12 protein-coding genes are annotated in these 17,825 nt (G+C 69.3%); 4 read left to right on the plus strand and 8 right to left on the minus strand.

Annotation, left to right across the window (positions count from 1 at the left end):
• Positions 1-129 precede the first annotated feature (129 nt).
• The 5 genes from QH470_RS15735 to dprE1 all read right to left on the minus strand — a co-directional run bounded on the left by QH470_RS15735 (position 130) and on the right by dprE1 (position 10,056).
• Positions 130-3,423, minus strand: a complete 3,294-nt coding sequence (locus QH470_RS15735; protein ID WP_280273106.1) for an arabinosyltransferase domain-containing protein — start codon at positions 3,421-3,423, stop codon at positions 130-132.
• Between the two features lie 35 nt (positions 3,424-3,458).
• On the minus strand, positions 3,459-5,309 hold the full coding sequence (locus QH470_RS15740; RefSeq protein ID WP_425302678.1) for a glycosyltransferase family protein: 1,851 nt from the start codon (positions 5,307-5,309) through the stop codon (positions 3,459-3,461).
• 207 nt (positions 5,310-5,516) lie between these two features.
• Complete coding sequence (locus tag QH470_RS15745) at positions 5,517-7,652, minus strand: arabinofuranosyltransferase (protein ID WP_280273108.1); 2,136 nt, start codon at positions 7,650-7,652, stop codon at positions 5,517-5,519.
• 135 nt (positions 7,653-7,787) lie between these two features.
• Complete coding sequence (dprE2, locus tag QH470_RS15750) at positions 7,788-8,549, minus strand: decaprenylphospho-beta-D-erythro-pentofuranosid-2-ulose 2-reductase (protein WP_280273109.1); 762 nt, start codon at positions 8,547-8,549, stop codon at positions 7,788-7,790.
• A 16-nt stretch (positions 8,550-8,565) separates the two neighbouring features.
• A complete protein-coding gene (dprE1, locus tag QH470_RS15755) occupies positions 8,566-10,056 on the minus strand; it encodes a decaprenylphosphoryl-beta-D-ribose oxidase (protein ID WP_400180534.1) in 1,491 nt (496 codons plus the stop codon).
• A gap of 80 nt (positions 10,057-10,136) precedes the next feature.
• On the opposite strand from dprE1, the gene QH470_RS15760 reads away from it, so the two are divergent.
• Positions 10,137-10,592: a GtrA family protein gene (locus QH470_RS15760; RefSeq protein WP_280273111.1), complete on the plus strand. Its 456-nt coding sequence runs from the start codon at positions 10,137-10,139 to the stop codon at positions 10,590-10,592.
• Between the two features lie 301 nt (positions 10,593-10,893).
• Here QH470_RS15760 and QH470_RS15765 read toward each other — a convergent pair whose 3' ends face one another.
• Positions 10,894-13,110, minus strand: coding sequence for a molybdopterin-dependent oxidoreductase (locus tag QH470_RS15765; RefSeq protein WP_280273112.1), 2,217 nt, complete (start codon positions 13,108-13,110; stop codon positions 10,894-10,896).
• A gap of 121 nt (positions 13,111-13,231) precedes the next feature.
• Positions 13,232-13,729 carry a hypothetical protein gene (locus tag QH470_RS15770; protein WP_280273113.1) on the minus strand — a complete coding sequence of 166 codons (498 nt, stop codon included), beginning with the start codon at positions 13,727-13,729 and terminating at the stop codon, positions 13,232-13,234.
• Positions 13,730-14,019: 290 nt separating this feature from the next.
• Here QH470_RS15770 and QH470_RS15775 point away from each other — a divergent pair, with 290 nt between their 5' ends.
• Entirely contained in the window at positions 14,020-14,592 is a 573-nt protein-coding gene (locus QH470_RS15775) for a DUF4282 domain-containing protein (RefSeq protein WP_280273114.1), read from the plus strand.
• Between the two features lie 191 nt (positions 14,593-14,783).
• Positions 14,784-15,623 carry a helix-turn-helix domain-containing protein gene (locus QH470_RS15780; RefSeq protein ID WP_280273117.1) on the plus strand — a complete coding sequence of 280 codons (840 nt, stop codon included), beginning with the start codon at positions 14,784-14,786 and terminating at the stop codon, positions 15,621-15,623.
• 4 nt (positions 15,624-15,627) lie between these two features.
• Here the strand turns inward: QH470_RS15780 and QH470_RS15785 are convergent, their stop codons facing one another.
• Positions 15,628-16,053 (minus strand): MarR family winged helix-turn-helix transcriptional regulator, encoded by a 426-nt coding sequence (locus QH470_RS15785; RefSeq protein WP_280273115.1) that lies wholly within the window; start codon positions 16,051-16,053, stop codon positions 15,628-15,630.
• Positions 16,054-16,139: 86 nt separating this feature from the next.
• Here QH470_RS15785 and QH470_RS15790 point away from each other — a divergent pair, with 86 nt between their 5' ends.
• Positions 16,140-17,603 carry an MFS transporter gene (locus QH470_RS15790; protein WP_280273116.1) on the plus strand — a complete coding sequence of 488 codons (1,464 nt, stop codon included), beginning with the start codon at positions 16,140-16,142 and terminating at the stop codon, positions 17,601-17,603.
• Positions 17,604-17,825: the final 222 nt, after the last annotated feature.

A 17,825-nucleotide genomic window follows, 5' to 3' on the forward strand; every position in this document is an offset into this window, starting at 1 on the left:
GAGTGGACAACGGAAACTTAAAACAAAACCCCATGCCCTTCAATAAGTTTTTGCCCAAAAACAATTTAAACAATAAAATTGCCGTTCAAAACAACCCCCTTCCCCCCCCCCCCCCCCGCCACCCATCGGCTACCGGGCGCGGATGGGGACGTCTTCGGCTCGGCCCGAACGGGTTTCGACGGTCACGCCGATCGTCGCGGGGGTCGCGGACGGAACATACGGCGTGAGCCGCTCCAGGGAGCCCCAGTCGCGGTCCCAGTCGTCGTTCAGATAGCCGGGCACGGTCTGGGCCTCGGCCAGCAGGCCGGTCCAGCCGAGCGGGCCGCCGCCGATGTCGTCCTGCCACGCGTTGGAGGCGTCGGAGCCGACCCGGTCGGGCAGGATGCGCCAGCGCGGCGCCTCGGCGACGCCGTCCTTGTGATCGAACGGGCGCTGGCAGGGGAAGGCGAGCCCGACGTGCCAGTCCTCCAGCACCGGGTCCTCGCGGCCGACCACGGTGTCCAGCGTGGCCAGCTTCGGCAGCCGGGGCGGGGTGACGGCGAGCCACTGCCGCGGGGTGAGGTCGTTGGCGACCGCGACGAGGCGCACCGCGTTGGTGCCGTCGGGAATCCGGTCCAGCGGCACGCGCATGTTGCGCCACGAGGGCGCGCCGCCGATATCGAGCGGCTGGAACGAGCCGAGCGGCTGTTCGGAACCGTCGTCGGCGCGGTGCGCGAACTCCACGCGCAGATCCTGCCCGTAGGTGACCACGCCGTCCTTGTTCACCGATTTGATCCGCCCGGCCGCGCTCACCGTCAGTAGGTGGTAAGCGGGATCGTCGCGGGCGGCGTCGAGGTCGAGCCGGTACCACTGCGAGGTCAGGTGGGCCTGCTGCTTGTCGCCGGTGGTGTAGTTGCCCAATACCGGGGTGCGAGCGGGGTCGAGGCCGAACGGCAGCTTCACCGTGCTGCCGTTGATGCCCGCCCGGTCGGTGCTGCCGCCGCCGGTGCCCGATCCGGTGGTGTTGGTGGTTTTGTTCTCGGACTTGGTGTCGACCGAGTTGGCGCCGCCGCTGACGGTCTCCTCGGCGTCGGCGGTCAGGTCGCGCGCCACGCCGTCGGGGGTGAAGCCGACGTTCTCCGCGGCCAGGCCGTCCGCCGCCGCGCCGGTGTAGGGCTGCAGCAGCGAGTCCGCGGTGTTCGTCTCGACCAGCACGTCGTCGGCGAGCGAGCACGAATCGCCGCCCAGCGCACGCAGATTCGCCTTGGTGATCGAGTAGGCCGGGTACTGCGTGACGGCCGCCTTGCCGAGCGAGGCCACCTCGAACAGCACCATGGCCGCGGCGGCGATGGTCAGCGGCTGCACGGCGAACTTGTCGAACCGCTTGCGCCCGCCCGCCTTTCGGTACGGCTCGCGGTAGTACTGCCACGCGGCCAGCAGCAGGCACAGCACCGCGAGGCCGAGGAACATCGTCGAGAAGCCCTTGCCCGCCAGCAGCGGCGCCTTGTCCCACCACGGGATTCCGTAGCTGGACACGTACCACCAGCCGTTCGAACCGGTGAAAGTGATTGCGAGCAGGAAGAATACGGCCGCGGCGAACAGCGAGCGGTTATACGCCGCGCGAATCCCGTTGACGCCCACCGCGACCGCCGTGAGCGCGGCGAGCGAACCGGCCAGACCGGCGTAGACCCCGAAGTGATGGGTCCACTTGGTCGGCGTGAACATCATCAGCAGCAGCGACATGAACACGATGCCCAGGATGCGCGCCGACGGTCCGCGCGAGGTGCCCGGAATCCGCCCGCTCTTGCGCAGCATCACCAGCACACACACGCCCAGGCACAGCACCATGCCGAGAATCCCGAAGCGCCGCGCCAGCGACCCGTCGGGCGACAGCATCAGCAGCGAATCCCAGCGAGTGCGCTCGTCGAACCACGCCACGTTCGGCCCGATGATCTTGCGCACCCGGGTGGCCTCCATGACCGAGGCCAGCGTCTGATCCGCGAAAACCACGACCAGCACCAGGGTTCCGGCGGCGACGCCGGGGGCCAGCAGCGCGCCGTAGCGCAGTATCGCCGAGGCGAACGTCCCACGTCCGGCCCGCTTGTCCGGCGTCGCGTCGTCGGAATCCATGCGCCCGCGGGCCCGTTTGATGATCAGTTGCAGCACCGGGCGAGATCCGGCGATCAGCGCGGCGATGCAGATCAGACCCGTCGGTCCCGCGGCCAGCGAGAAGGCGGCGATCAGCACGGCGATCGCGGCGGGCAGCAGCCGACCGGTCGCGATGGCGCGCTCGATCGAGCACCAGGTCAGCAGCGCGCCCAGCGCGATCAACGGCTCCGGGCGCAGGCCGTTGTCGTAGGGCAGCCAGGCGACCAGGAACACCAGGCCCGCCGTCCAGCGCGCGATATTGTCGCGGCGCACGCGGGCGCCCAAGCGCGGCAGCACTTCCCGGCTGATCACCAGCCAGCACACGATGCCGGCGATCAGCGACGGCAGCCTCATCCACCAGCTGGCATCGCTGATTCGGGTCATCCAGGCCAGTACCTCGTACGGCCAGCCGAACGGCGCCTCGGCCACCCCGAACCAGCGGTAGTAGTTGGCCATATAGCCCGAATGCCGGGACGCCCGAGCCATATTCAGGATGTAGCCGTCGTCGGAGGTGTTGGCGCCGATCACGTGCCACAGCAGCAGCGTGCCCAGCACCACCCCGTCGGCGATCTTGAAACGCCACCAGTGCGCGGGCAGGAAACGGCGGGGACGGCGCCCGTCGGCGGTGTCGATCAGGTGCAGACAGATCAGCGCGACGAGGGTGAGCACGACCGCGGCGATAATCGCGGCCAGCTTCAGCGGGCTCGGCGTGGAGGAGAAGCGGGAGTCGATGTCCGCGTGCAGGTGCGCGTCACCCAGCCGCGCTCGATCCAGATCGGTGTAGACGCCGACCACTTGCGGGCGGATATCGCCGGACACCGAGTTGCGGAACGGGGTGCCGTCGGCGCGCGTGACGCCCGTGAATTCGGTGTCGGTGGCGCCCGCGGTGGAGTGCACGGTCAGCGCCGTGCAGCCGCCGATCTCATCGATCGGCGCGGACAGCAGCGGGATGTCGCGCTGGAGCACCGACAGCCGCCGGGCGCCGGCGTCGTCGGTCACCTTGGCCAGCAAGCCTTTCGCGCTCGCTCCCGGCGCGTCGGCGGGCACCGTGGACAGCACCGTGCCGCTCGGCAGTTCGCGGAATGCCGCGCACGGAATGCTCGCCTGCAGATCCAGCGGGACGTAGGACACCAGCGGCGCGTCCACGTTCACCGACTGCGGCTGCGGCCAGTCGAGCGTGGCGCGGTCCTCCCGCACCGGCAGCAGGGGTGCGAGCACCGCGCAGAGCGCGGCGAGCACACCCGATACGAGGGCGATCAGGCGAACCGGGGAAAACGCTGGGGAGTCTGCGCGCACGGTGCCTGATGCTAGCCACCCCCGCCGTTCTCCGGTCAGACCAGCCCGCGCACGTCCCACACCCACACGCCGTCGACGTAGCGGCCGGGGAATCCGAGGAGCTGGTCGAGGGTGGCGTGGATGGCCCGGCCGTGCTCGACCGGAGGCAGCACGATCACGTCGGCCTTCCAGAAGTTCAGGTCGGCCAGGGCGTGTTCGCGAGTGGTGTCATCGATCTCGGGGACCCGGTCGGTCTGCTGGGCCTGTGCCATCAGCAGCGCGGTCGGGCGGATGTCGGGGCCGTACCGACCCTTCTTGTCCGGGGCCGGGCCGACGAAATACCCACCGGCGAGCGGGAATTGCAGACCCGAGTCGACCTGCCAGCGCAGGGCGCGGGCGTCGACGGTGGACGGCGGCGGCGCGATCACCACCGAACCGCTGCTGACGTAGTCGCGCACGGTGCCGTCGGTGAAGAACGCCGGGGTGGGGGTGCGCTCGGTGACGGGCAGGATGGTCGGCACCAGCGGCACCAGCACCAGCGTCAGCGCACCGAACCAGATGAGCGGCCGCGGATCACCGAGCGACTCGCGCGCGTAGGCGATCGCGCGTTCGGTGCCGAGCGCCAGAATCACGGCGATGGCCGGCACGGCGGCCATGCTGAACCTGGTCTCCAGCACCGTGTTCAGCAGCGGTACCTGCTCCAGCCACTTCCAGGGCAGGCTCACGCCGAGCGGCCGCTTGCCGATCGTCGCCATCACGCCCAGCGACAGCACCGTGAACACCACGATCACCGCCGTGGCCGCCCGCGCCGCGCGGTAGTGGTTGAACGGCTCCACGCGAGGACCGCGCCGCCACAGCAGCACCACCGTGACGGCCAGCAGCGCCAGCAGCGGCCAGCCGAAGTAGGAGTTGTCCTCGGTCGGGTTGATGCCGACGTTCTGGCCCGGCGCGAACATGCCGCCCAGCGATTCCGCCGGGAACTGCACCAGCGCCTTCAGGTCGTTACCGGTCGGGCCGTGATCGATGGACCGGTAACTCTGCGGGCCGAAGAACTGCCACCACAGCGGAATAGCCGTGAGCGCCAGCGTGATCAGGGCCGCGAGCCCCACCGTGGGCGCTACCCGGCGCACCACCAGCAGCCCGGTGCGCGGCCGGTGCAGGTAGTAGACGAGGGTGAACAGGCCGAACGCCAGCGCGAAGATCAGCAGCGGCTCCTCGCCCAGCGCGATCTGCAACGCGACCAGCAGGCCCAGCGTCACCGCCGCACGGACCCGCCTCGCCGGGCCCGGCGCGGGTTCGCTCGTCGCGCGCCGGGCTTGGCGGATGAGGACGAGCGCGATCACCGGCAGCAGCGCGAGCAGCACGAAATTCGGGTGGGCGTTGGCGTGCGAGATCATCGCCGGGGCGAATCCGCAGAACACACCGCCCACGGCCGCCGCGAACCGCGAGCGCACCAGTTCCCGGGAGAACAGCCAGTACCAGGCGAAGGCGGTGGCGGCCAGGCCCGCGGTGAGCACCAGCACGTAGGTGGTGGTCGGCCCGAACAGCATGGTGACCGGGGTCAGCGGGACGCCGACACCGAACATGGCGGTGTTGGCCATCATGTTCACCCCGGCCGGGAAGTTCTGCAGGGTGGTGCCGAGCGGACTCTCCAGGTGGGCGACCGAATGCGCGGTCACCGCGAAGAACCACTCCCACATGGACTGGTCCTGGCCGCTCTTGATCAGGTAGCCGTTGCCGGTGTCGCGCCACTGGCCGGACAGCACGATCACGGCGAAGAGCAGGTACGTCGTCCCGATCAGCAGATCGGTGCGCGAGGACCGCAGCCGCCGGACCAGTCCGGCGCGGCGGGAATCGGTGGCGGTGCCGAGCGTCGCCGCCCCGCCGGCGTGGGCCGGCGGGTCCAGGACAACGGTCGCGGCTCCCCCCGATCGCTTCGGTTCGTCGCGATCCGATTCCCCGCCGGGTACCACAGGTACAACTCCCTCTTGCTGGACAAACTCAGCGGCCCACGCTACCGCCGTTTCCTGAGAGAGCGCGCGCCGAAGCGGGAGTTATCCACAGAAAATGAGGTATTCCACAGTCTTATCCACAGGTTTGGCGGGTTGTTCACATCAATGGCGGACGATAAGCGTGAACGGGCCGATGTTCGTCACCTGGAAATGCGGGTCCTCGAACAGCGTCTTGGGGAAGGACACCGTGTACCGCCGCACGTTGGGATCGTTCGGATAGACGTCCTCGGCGAGTCGCAGCGTGTACTTGTCGCCGCTGCCGCGGAACAGGAAGGCATCCGGCGCCCGCCACGGGGTGTGCTCGAGGGCGTCGAGTAGTTCGGCGGGGGACTGCAGCCCGCTCCAGCGCTTGATCTCGGCCGCCCGCGCCGCGAAGTCGGCCAGCGGATTCGCGTAGTGCGAGGTGAGGCCCTGGAAGCCGTAGTACGGGTAGTAGGCCAGGAAGCTGGTGTCGGCGGTGAGTACCACCGACTCGTCGCGTGGCCGCCCGGTCTGTGTGGTGAGCGCGGCGTCGATCTCGCGGTAGTACGACACCGCCGACGGGCTGCGCTGGTCGGCGCGTTCACCATTGCCGTCGGTGTCGGTGTAGGCGGTGGTGATCTCGCTGTTCAGAATGCTGGGGATGCTCTGGGCGAAGGCCAGCGCGCCGATCACCGCGACCGCCACGGCGGCGGGCCGGAACCGCCGCGGTTCGTTGATCGCCTGGTAGATCGCTCGCGCGCCCTCGACGAAGCCGAAGGTTCCGGCCGCGGCCAGCAGTGTCTGCAGGATCGGTTCGAGCCGGAAGGACAGCCCGGTGAATCCGGCCGCGGTCACGGTCAGCGACGCCAGCGACCACAGATAGATCGCCACCACCGAGATCCCGAGGGCCTGGGCCCGCCGCGAACTCGCCGCCCGCGCCACCAGCCAGACCGTGCCGATCAGGCACAGCGCGCCGAGCAGCGGCTCGCCGAAGTCGAACATCGGGAACGACAGCCGGGCCCCCGACTCCGGCAGATAGTGCAGCGCGGTCCCTGATCCCGACCGTGCCCCCGTGAGCGCCTTCGCCAGCCACGGCCCCCAGGTGATCAGCGCCAGCACGGCCGTGATCACGCCCATCACGACGAGCCGGGCCAAGATCGGCGCCAGCAGCCGCAGCGCGCCCGGCCCGGCCGCGACCGCCCGCGGCCGATGCACCGCGTCCGCGCGCCGCTGCCACAGCAGCGCACCCCACGCGACGACCGCCATCAACACGACCGTGAACACCGCGACACCGGCGAACAGTTGGTAGAACATCGCCGAAACGCCGAGGAACAACCCGGCCCCGACCGCCGCCCCCCATCCACCCGCGGTCTTCGCGGTAGCACCCGCACCAGCGGCACCTGACTCGGCCGCACCGATCGGCCTTGAAGGCTCGCCGGTGGAGGCGACCGCCACGGCACTGTCTGCCGCGGCCACATTTTCCTCGGCCGGTGCGCCGGATGCCGCGACAGCCGGGCCGGTGACCGCTGCCGAGTCCGTGGTCGGACGGCCTGGCGCCGGGCCGGTGGCGTACTCCGCCGGGCGGTACAGCGCTCCCCAGGCCAGCAGCATGGCGGGGGCGAACAGGACTATCAGGACTGCGCTGTAGGCCTCGGGCGACGCGAACGCCAGCGTCACGGCGGTCGTCGCGGCCGCTACGGCTACGGCCCAGTCGGCGCGAATCAGCCTCGACCACAACACCATTGCCAGCGCCGCCGCCACCGCCAGCGCGGCGATCGCGTAGGGCTTGAACGTCTCCCACCCGGACATGCCGAGCAGGTTCGCCACCCGCCCGCCGATCCAGAACCACCCGGCGGGGTAGTACGGCGGCAGATCGATGTAGGTCATGTCGTGCAGCGCCGCGGTGTCGGTCAGCCGCGTCAGGTATTCGGTCCGGAACTCCTGGTCCACCGAGATCCCGAACAGATACAGCTTGGTGGCCGCCAGCGGCATCCCCAGCGTCACCGTCACGAACCCCGAAATGCCCACCCAGGACAGCACTTTCGCCAGCCACGACCACCGCCGCAGCCGCACCAGCACCACCGCCGCGACCAGCAGCGCCACCGCCGCCACCTGCCCGACCGTGGTCAGCGCCCGAGTCACATTGGAGGAATTGAAGGCCGGCCACTGCACGGTCCCGAACGCCACCAGCCCCACGGCCGCCACCGCCCCCGCGACCACCGCCGCGAGCCCCGCCTCCCCAAGACCCCCACCGACCTGCCGGACAAGTACCCGCACGCTGCCTCCGGTTCCTCAATCGCCTGCACTGACCGCGAGCCGAGCGTCACTCTAGTCAGAGCCGGGCAACCCGGGCGCATCGACAACGGTCGGCAGCGTTTCGCTACCGGCCGTTACGGCTCGAAAATCCGGCGGTCAGAGGGGGAGGCGGCGGAAGATCGGGCGGGGGACGTGGCGGAGGATCATCATGACCCAGCGGAAAGTTCCTGGGGCCCAGGCTATTTCCTTGCCTTTTTGGGAGGCGGCGACCGCCAGGGCGGCTACCTCCTCCTTGTTGACGGTGAGGGGGGCCTCGTCGACGTGGGCGGAGAACTTGGTGCGGACCTGGCCGGGGCGGATCACCGTCACGCGGGGGCCGAAGGGGCGCAGGGCCTCGCCCAGGCCGAGGTAGAAGCCGTCCAGGCCGGCCTTGGTGGAGCCGTAGACGAAGTTGGCGCGCTTCACGCGCTCACCGGCGACCGAGGACATGACGACGATCCGCCCGTAGCCCTGCGACTTCATCTTCTCGCCGACCAGCACCCCGACCGATACCGACGCGGTGTAGTTGACCTCGGCGACCCGCACGGCCTTCTGCTGGTTCTGCCACAGCTCCTCGGCGTCGCCGTCCAGCGCGAACGCCACGATCGCGACATCGATATCCCCGTCGGCCCAAGCCTGTTCGACGACCTTGGGGTGACTGCCGGTGTCGAGCGCGTCGAAGTCGATCACCTCGACCTTCGAGGCGCCGGCCGCCTCCAGCTGCGCCACCGAGTCCGCGCGCAGCGGATCGTCGGGCAAAGCGGCGAGCACGATCCGGGCCGGTCCCTTCTTCAGGTATTCCGCGCAGATCGCCAGGCCGATCTCGGAGGTGCCGCCCAGCAGCAGGATGTTCTGGGGGTTACCAACGGCATTGATCATTTGGTGCACTCACCGCTCACTGCAGCTCCAGCCTTCTCGCCATATCGGACATGAAAACGCCTGTGGGATCGACACTTCGGCGGGTCTTGATCCACTCGTCGATCCGGGGATACATCTTGTGGAAGGACTCCGCGGTGGTGCGGGAATCCTTGCCGGTGTAGAGCCGCCCGCCGAATTCCAGCACGCGCCGGTCCAATTCGGTGACGAACTCGTTGAGCCCCGCCTTGATCGGGAAGTCCACGCAGATGTTCCAGCCCGGCATGGGGAAGCTCAGCGGCGCCTGGTTACCCGGGCCGAACAACTTGAAAACATTGAGGAACGAGTAGAACCCGGAGCCCTGGATGTCGCGGATGATGCTCTTGAATTCCTCGACGGCCTCCGGCGGCACCACGAACTGGTACTGGAGGAAACCGTTCGAGCCGTAGCCGCGGTTCCATTCACCCAGCATGTCCAGCGGGTGATAGAACTGCGTCAGGTTCTGCACCTTGCCGCGGTAGGACCCCGACTTGCGGTACCAGAGTTCGCCGATCGGCGTGAAGGTGTACTTGTTGGCCAGGCCGTTCGGGAAGACATCGGGCAGCGTGAGGAAGGTCTTGCCGTTGAACTTCAGCGGATCCTTCCGCAGCTTCTTCGGCAATTCGTCCAGCTTCGCCAGATTGCCGCGCGAGATCGCGGCCCGGCCCAGCTTGGGCTCCGGGCTGATCGCGTCGAACCAGGCCGAGCTGTATTCGTAGCGATCCTCCGAGCCGTCGCTGTGGAAGGCGATGGTCTCCTCGAGCGTCGCGGTGACATCGCCGTCGGCGATGAAGTACGCGGTCTCGGTCGGCGTCATCTCGATGGTGGCCCGCAGGATGATGCCGGTGAGCCCGCATCCGCCGACGGTCGCCCAGAACAGTTTCGCGTTCCGCTTCGGCGTGATGTGGTGCACCGTGCCGTCGGCGGTGAGCAGTTCCATCGACCGCACGTGATTGCCGAAGCTGCCCGCGCTGTGGTGGTTCTTGCCGTGGATGTCGGAGCCGATCGCGCCGCCGACGGTGACCTGCCGGGTGCCCGGCAGCACCGGGACCCACAGGCCGAACGGCAGCGCCGCCTTCATCAGCTGGTCCAGGTTCACCCCGGCGTCGACATCGACCAGATGGGTGTCGCGATCGATGCGGTGGATCTTGTTCATCGCGGTCATGTCGACGACCAGGCCGCCGGCATTCTGCGCGTTGTCGCCGTAGGAGCGGCCGAGCCCGCGGGCGATCACGCCGCGGCGCAGGTGGGCGGGCTTGTCGGCGTTGTCCTGCGCGACCATCGCCACCGCCCGTGCGATCACTTCCGGATCGCCGGTCGAGAGCACTTCGGCGGAGGTGGGCGCGGTGCGGCCCCATCCCGTCAGCCGGCGGGTGCTGGTCGGCAGGTCGTAACGTTCGGACGACCCTGAGCTGTCATTCTGTGACGCAGCGCCGTCGCCCGCAGTTTTCGCAGGACCCGCGGCGGTGGAGGTCTGAGCTTTCGTGGACATCGGCATAGAGGCTACAGGTATGACCGGACATCGGTCCCGGTGTCACGAGCGTCGCGGGGCAACCCGCTACGCTCGTGCGCGTGACCGCGGAACCCCATCTGCCACTGCCACCCGAGTTGCCTCTGGTCGACGAACCCGGCGGCACGAGTGTCGATCTGAAGACTCAGATCATCCGCTTCGCGCTGTCCGGCGGGTTCTCCGCGATCATCGACTTCGGGTTGTACACGCTGCTGTTGCAGGTGGTGGGGTGGCCGGTAGCGGCGGCGAAGTCGATCAGTTTCATCGCCGGGACCACGACGGCCTATCTGATCAATCGCCGCTGGACCTTCCAGGCGGCGCCGAGCCGAGCGCGCTTCCTGGCCGTGGTCGTGCTGTACGCATTGACCTTCGCCGTCCAGGTCGGCATCAATCAGGTGCTCTACCACGTGCTGCCGGACGAATGGTGGCGTATCTGGCTGGCCTTCATCGTCGCGCAGGGCACGGCCACGGTGATCAATTTCGTCGTCCAGCGCCTGGTGATCTTCAAGCTCCGGTGAGGCGAACCCGCCGATCCCGGAGAAGCACCATTGCGGCCGGGACCGGCGGATCCAGTATTCGGCGACGGGGGCTCGGGTCACGGGCGTCGCGCCGAAGCAGTGGTCACCGAAGAATGCGCCGGGTGCGGCGGTGCCGCAAGACACGAAACATGGGTAGCTGCAACGATACTGGCGTGCCGACGTGGCCCGGTGGCCCGCTTTCGGCTGCGGGCGAGGACAATTCGCAATATTGCGTTGGCAATTTCGCGCACCGCGCCCGATCTTGACCGGTGCGTAATCCCCCTTGCCGGAGGCGGACCGGTCAGACCGGGGTCAAAGTCACCGGCACTCCGTTGAACACGGCGTTGCCGGAGGGGACGTCGACGATCGAATCATCGGTCAGCACATTGGCATTCACTCCGGCGTGCGCGCGGGCGACCGACTGCGCGCTGTCGGAGTGGCCCCAGCCGTGCGGCAGGCTCACCACGCCCGGCATGATCTCCTCGGTCGGCTCGACCGGCACGGTGAGGATGCCCGCCGCCGATTTCACCACCGCCTCGGCGCGCAGGCCCAGCCGCCGCACATCGTCGGGGTGGACGTGCAGCGTGCAGGTGTTGGACCCGCCGACCAGACTCGGCACGTTGTGCATCCAGCTGTTGTTGGAGCGCAGCTGGCGACGCCCGATCAGCACCATGCCCGCGGTCTGCTCGGTGAGCCGGGCGCGCAACCGCTCGACATCGTCCAGCAGCGGCCGCGGGGCCAGCTCGACCCGCTTCGAGGCGGTGCGGAGCACGCCCGGCAGCCGCGGTCGCAGCGGACCCAGGTCGAGGCCGTGCGGATGGTCCAGCAGCACTTGCAGATTCAGCCCGCCGGACACCCCCGCCTGCTCGACGGGCCGCGCCTGCGGATTCCACTCGCCGTACGGGCCGAGCCGCAGCATCATGTCGATGCGCTGCTCGGTGCTGTTGTCGCCGAGCAGCTCGGCGCGGCGTTCGAGCAGACCGGCCTTGTGCAGGGTGCCGGCGATGATCAGCTCGTCCACCGCGGCGAGCGGGTCGCGGCCGGGCTCGGGCTGCTGACCGGACGCCGCGATCGCCAGCCGCGCCAGGATCTCCGACTCGGAGGGCCGGTCGTCCAGCGGCAGCAGCGGTCGCGAGTAGCGCGCGTAATCGCGCACGGCGAAGTTCAGGAGCGCGAAATCGTAGTGCGCCGATTGCAGGGTGCGCGGCGGCGGCAGGATCACATCGGCATGACGGGTGGTCTCGTTCAGGTAGCGGTCCACGCTGACCATGAACTCCAGTTCGCCCAGCGCCGCACCGAGCCGCGCGCCGCTGGGCGCCGACAGCACCGGATTGCCCGCGACCGTCACCAACGCCCGCACCCGGCCCTCGCCCGGCGTGCGGATCTCGTCGGCCAGCGTGGCGATCGGGAACTCGCCCATGGTCTCGGGCGCCTGCCGCACCCGACTGGTCCAGCGGCCCAGCCGGAACGGCCGGGTGCGCACGATGCCGAGCGCGGCGGCGGTGGCGAACATGGCCCCGCCCGGCCGATCCAGATTGCCGGTGAGCACATTGAGCACATCCACCAGCCACTGCGTGAGGGTGCCGAACTCGGCCGTGCAGGTGCCGATGCGGGCGTAGACGGCGGCCGTCGGCGCGGCGGCCAGCTCACGGGCCAGCCGCACGATGGTCTCCGCGGGGATGCCGGTGCGCTCGGCGACCCGCTCCGGCGGGAAGGCCGTGGCGGCGGTGCGCACCTCGTCGATTCCCTCGGCCTCGACCCGGACGGTCGTCAGGTTCTCGGCGAACAGCGTGTGCACGATCGCGAAGAGCAGGTACGCGTCGCTGCCCGGCCGGATGAACAGGTGCTCATCGGCCAGCTTCGCCGTGCGGGTACGGCGCGGGTCGACCACCACGAGCCGCCCGCCGCGTGTGCGCAACGCCTTCAACCGGCCCGGGTAGTCCGGCGCGGTGCACAGCGATCCGTTCGACTCCAGCGGATTGGCGCCGAGCACGAGCAGATACTCGGTGCGGTCGAGATCGGGCACCGGGACCGTCAGCGGGTCGCCGAACATCAGCCCGCTGGCCACCTGCTTGGGCATCTGGTCGGCGGTGCTGGCGGAATAGACGTTGCGAGTGCTCAGCGCGCGGATGAGCGGGGGCAGATACAACGCTCCCGCGACGGTGTGGGCATTCGGATTGCCGAGGTACAGGGCCGTGGCCTGATGGCCGTGGGCGGCGACGAGGGCGGGCAGGCGCTCGGCGATCAGGTCGAACGCCTCCTCCCAGGAGGCCGCGCGCCAGGTGCCGGTGGCGCGGTCGCGAATCATCGGCTTGCTCAGCCGTTCCGGGTCTTCGTCGAGGCGGCCGAGGCTGGCGCCCTTCGGGCAGATGAAGCCGCGGCTGAACGGATCCTCCCGGTCGCCCCGCACGCCGACCACCCGATCCTCGGCGGACAGGGTGATCTCGAGCCCGCAGACCGCCTCGCACAGCGGGCAGGTGCGGAACAGGGTGCGGTTACCGTCCGTGACGCGCGTCATAGCACCATCATCACCCGGCCCACCGACAAGTGCGATCCGGATACCACGGAAACCGCGAGAGCCATTGGGCCCTCGCGGTTTCCGGTCGTATGCGATTGTGCGGCGCGGCGGCGCCGGCGGGCTAGCTGGCGATCCGTGTGACCTGCGACTTGCGGCCCGAGCGGGCGGACCGGACGGCCGCGGCGATCGCGACCACCGGCGGCAGCCAGCGGGCCTCGCCCGGCGCGACGCCCCAGCCGGCCGCACCGGCGGCCGACAGCTGGGTCGGCGGGAGCGGGATGCCCGCACCGTCGGTGTAGACGGTGGCGCCGGCCTCGCGCAGCGCCTCGAGCGCCATCTCGGCCTTGCGGACGCCGGTCACCAGGTGGATCTCGCGGCGCTCGGCGCCCGGAATCTCGATCACCGGCCCGGTGAGGTTGTTCGCCCGCAGGAACCGGCGCACGGTCGCCGCGAGTTCGCCGGTCACTTCGATGCCCGATACGTCCTCGTCGGTGATCAGGCAGATGCCGTTGGCCGTTTCGGCGACCGTCCAACCGCGCCGGATGTAGTCCTGCGCGCTGGCGGCCAAGGTAGCCGCCGAGACGGAAGTCGGAAACGTCGTACGCACTGTCTTCTCCATTCCCCGGGTAAAACTAGGTCCTGCGTTGGTGTTCATGGGACGTATCGGGCCACATAGGACGCCGTGTTACAGGTCTGCGAAACTTTTTTGCCCGCCGTCGAATTCATCACAGGTTCACCATTTGATTCCGCCTCGCTATCGAGTCCACCGCGGTGGCGGGGCGCCGCCGGGCCGAGCACCACGGTCGTGTCCGTACCTGTGAATCGAAGCTGTTGTGGCTGAAAGTTTCCCAACAGAACTCTTGTGGCCCACCCGTTGCCCGCGGCCGGTGGCCGGGAGAGGATCGGGCCATGACCGACGAGCCGCTCGGGCCGCCCGCGGACCCCGCGGACGACTACGAGGCAGAACCCCGATTCCTCGCGTGGAAGGAGTCCACCGGCCGAAGGTTGTCACGTCATGTGGGTGACGACCCGGCCGACGAGCGCCCGGCCGAGCCGTTCCGCAGCCCCGGCGCGTTCCTCGCGTGGGCGCTCGCCGCTCTGCGGGCCCTGCTGGACCTGCAGTTCCATCGGTCGGCGACGCGCACGCTGCTGCCGCTGGCCTACCTGCTCGGCCTGGCCTTCGCCGGCGGCGTGCCGATCGTGCTCACGGTGTTGCTGTGGCATGTATCGATGCCGCTGGGGCTGGTGTTCGCGGTGGTGGTGGCGGTGCCGCTGGGGCTGACGATCGCCGCGTCGGTGCGGTTGGCCCTGGAATTCCTGGTGAACGCCGCGCGGCTGGCCGATCGCGTCGAGCACATCAACGATCTCGCCGACGACCTGTTCCAGGCGCTGTCGGAGATGGCGGAACCGGTCAACCAACTCTCCGAAGACGTTCGCGCCGTGCAGTTCTGGCGGTTCCGCCGGCGCCCGCCCCGGAAATAGTTCCGAAATTCGGGTCCATTGGCGGTATCCGAGAGTCGTTGGCCTGTGCAACAATCCGAGTCGCGTGTCCAATTCGGCCGGGACGCTCGGTGACGTTCCACGCCCTTCGGCGGGTTCGCGTCGAGCGGTAGGATCGGCACGGTACGGAGGGGGAAGGCATGGCTTTACCGCACGGGATCACCGGGTCGACGATGCCCAGGCGGCAGCTGGGGCGGCAGCTTCGCGACCTGCGCAACCGTGCCCGCATGACGACTCGGGTGGCGGCCCAGCGGCTGGAGTGGTCGGAGGCCAAGATCTGGCGCATCGAGACCGGCCAGACCTCGCTGCGCGGCCTCGATGTCGAGGCCATGTGCAAGATCTACGGCGCGCCGGCCGAGCTGGTCGAACCGCTGACCGCGCTGGCCCGGGAGACCAAGTCGCGCGGCTGGTGGGCCGAATACGGCGATGTGATCCCCGAGGGTTTCGATGTGTACATCGGCCTCGAGGAGGCCGCCGACCGGCTGTCGACCTTCGAGAACGATCTGGTGCCCGGCCTGCTGCAGACCGAGGACTACGCCCGTGCGGTGCTGTCCGCGGCGCGGCCGGACATGCCCGGCCCGGAACTGGAGCGCCGGGTGGCGCTGCGGGTGGCCCGGCAGAACGTGCTGACCCGCCCGCGTTCGCCGGTGCGGCTGGTGGCGGTGCTCGCCGAGTCGCTGCTGTGGCACCGGATCGGTGGCGCCGACGTGCACGCCGCCCAGCTCGACCACCTGCGCCGGATGTCGGAGCGGCCCAACGTCGATCTCCGGGTGGTGCCCAACGACTGCGGCTACCACGACGGGATGGAGACGGGGCGCTTTATGCTGCTCGAATTCCCCGAGCCCGCAAGCGATCTGAGCGAGCCGCCGGTGGTGTACATCGAAAACTTCACCGGCTCCACGTATCTCGACAAGGAGGCCGAAATCGCGCGCTACCGTGCGGCTTTCGGCGGTATCCGGACCGCGTCCGTGGATGCCCGCGCGGCCATCGAGGAGGCCCTGGCCGCGTTCTGAGCGGTCAGTGCAGGGTGTGCGTGAGCACGTCGCGGTGGGTGGGCGCGGCGGCGGCGTGCAGGGCCCGGCCCTTGTCGGTCAGGCAGACGAAGATCGCGCGCCGGTCGTCCGTGCACATGCTGCGGCTCACCAAACCGTCGCGCTCGAGCCGGGCCACCGCCCGCGACAGGGCGCTCTGGCTGAGGTAGATGTCGCCGGCCAGGTCGCTCATGCGATAGGTCTCGCAGTGGGCGTCGACCAGGCGGTCCAGCGTTTCGAACTCGCTGAGCCCGATCCGGTGGCGGCTCTGTAGCTCTTTCTCCAGCGCACAGGAGACGGCGGCGTGCTGGTCCAGCAGATCGCGCCATTTGCTCACCAGTCCGGCTGGTACTGCCTGATCCAGCGACTCCACACCGGGCCGGTCGACTGACGCTGTCGACGGCTTTGACATGGGGCCATCCTAGTGCCCGACCTCAAATCATGCAACTACATTAAATGCTTGCGCATTAGATGCGCATGCATGTACTGTCCCAACTCATGACTTCCACGGCAACACTCCCGGCCGCCGCCCAGGCGGCCACCCGGTGGCCGGCACGCATGTGGGGAATGCTGATCACCCTGTGCATCGTGCTGTTCCTCGACGGTCTCGACGTGTCGATGATCGGTGTCGCACTGCCGTCCATCGGCTCCGAACTCGGCCTGACCACCTCGACCCTGCAGTGGCTGGTCAGCGGTTACGTGCTCGGCTACGGCGGCCTGCTGCTGCTCGGCGGGCGCACCGCGGACCTGCTCGGGCGGCGCAAGGTCTTCCTGATCGCGCTGGCCGTGTTCGCGGTGGCCTCGCTGGCGGGCGGCCTGGTCAGCTCCGCCGCGCTGCTGATCCTGACCCGTTTCGTGAAGGGCCTGGCCGCGGCGTTCACCGCGCCCACCGGCCTGTCGATCATCACCACCAACTTCGCCGAGGGCCCGGCCCGCAACAAGGCGCTGTCCATCTACACCGTGTTCGGTGCGGGCGGCTACTCGATGGGCCTGGTGTTCGGTGGCCTGATGACCGGACTCGGCTGGCGCTGGACGTTCTTCCTGCCCGTGCCGATCGCCATCGCCGCGCTGGTCGCCGCCGCGTTCCTGGTGCCCAAGGACCGGCCGGCCGAGGAGGGCGGGCACGACCTGCTGGGTGCGCTGTTCTCCACCGCCGCCATGCTGCTGCTGGTCTTCACGGTCGTCTCGGCGCCCGAGGCGGGCTGGGCCTCGGCCCGTACCGTCGGCTCGTTCGCCGCGGTGCTGGCGCTGTTCGTGGCGTTCGTCGCGGTGGAGAACCGGGTGCGGCACCCGCTGATCCGGCTCGGCATCCTGCGCAAGGTGTCGCTGGTGCGGGCGAGCCTGGTCATCGTCGCCCTGGCCGGTTCCTACTTCAGCTGGCAGTTCATCGTGACCCTGTTCCTGCAGGACACCCTGGGCTGGTCGGCGCTGGAGCTGGCGATGGGGCTGCTGCCGGTGGGCCTGCTGGTCGCGCTGTCGTCGGTGTTCTCCGACAAGATCGTCGACCGGTTCGGCACCGGCCCGATCATCGCGGTCACCATGGTCGTGATGAGCATCGGCTACCTGCTGTTCCTGCGACTGGACACCACGCCCTCGTATCTCGCGGTGATCCTGCCCGCGGTGCTGCTGATCGGTATCGGCTGGATCGGCTTCCCCGCCATCAACATTCAGGCCACCAACGGCATCGATGACGCGGAACAGGGCCTGGCGGCGGGCGTGCTGCAGACCTCGATGCAGGTCGGCGCGGCCATCGTGCTGGCCATCAACACCGCGATCATCTCCTCCGCCCCGCACACCGACACGTCGCCCGGCGCGGTGCTCGACGCCTACCGTCCCGGCCTGATCTTCGCCGGTGTGGTCTGCATCGTCGGCGCGCTGGTGGCGCTGACCCACTTCCTGCCCAAGCGATCGGCACCCGCGCCGGTGTCCGACTCGGAGCGGGAGCTGGAGCTGGCTGCCTGATCATCCGGCACGGGAGTCCGAAACCGGGGGGGGGGGGACAGGTTTGGCCCCCCCGGGTGGGGGGGGGGGGGGTGTTGAAAAACGGCGCCCGGGGGGCGCATGCCCACGAGCCACTCTCCCAGGTCCGGCGGTGGGCGCCATACCCGCCCGCGCCCCCCAGTGCGGTTTTTAGGCGGGGCCAGGGGGCCGGCTAACGCGCCCCCCACAAAGTAAAAACGGGCG

This window comes from Nocardia wallacei (assembly GCF_029868745.1).
Classification (GTDB): Bacteria; Actinomycetota; Actinomycetes; order Mycobacteriales; family Mycobacteriaceae; genus Nocardia; species Nocardia wallacei_B.

Excerpts from the sequence above, each read along its gene's own strand:
- dprE2 (WP_280273109.1), bottom strand. The coding sequence starts at position 8,549 with ATGATCAATGCCGTTGGTAACCCCCAGAACATCCTGCTGCTGGGCGGC.
- dprE1 (WP_400180534.1), bottom strand. The coding sequence starts at position 10,056 with ATGTCCACGAAAGCTCAGACCTCCACCGCCGCGGGTCCTGCGAAAACT.
- QH470_RS15765 (WP_280273112.1), bottom strand. The coding sequence starts at position 13,110 with ATGACGCGCGTCACGGACGGTAACCGCACCCTGTTCCGCACCTGCCCG.
- QH470_RS15770 (WP_280273113.1), bottom strand. The coding sequence starts at position 13,729 with ATGGAGAAGACAGTGCGTACGACGTTTCCGACTTCCGTCTCGGCGGCT.
- QH470_RS15775 (WP_280273114.1), top strand. The coding sequence starts at position 14,020 with ATGACCGACGAGCCGCTCGGGCCGCCCGCGGACCCCGCGGACGACTAC.
- QH470_RS15780 (WP_280273117.1), top strand. The coding sequence starts at position 14,784 with ATGCCCAGGCGGCAGCTGGGGCGGCAGCTTCGCGACCTGCGCAACCGT.
- QH470_RS15785 (WP_280273115.1), bottom strand. The coding sequence starts at position 16,053 with ATGTCAAAGCCGTCGACAGCGTCAGTCGACCGGCCCGGTGTGGAGTCG.
- QH470_RS15790 (WP_280273116.1), top strand. The coding sequence starts at position 16,140 with ATGACTTCCACGGCAACACTCCCGGCCGCCGCCCAGGCGGCCACCCGG.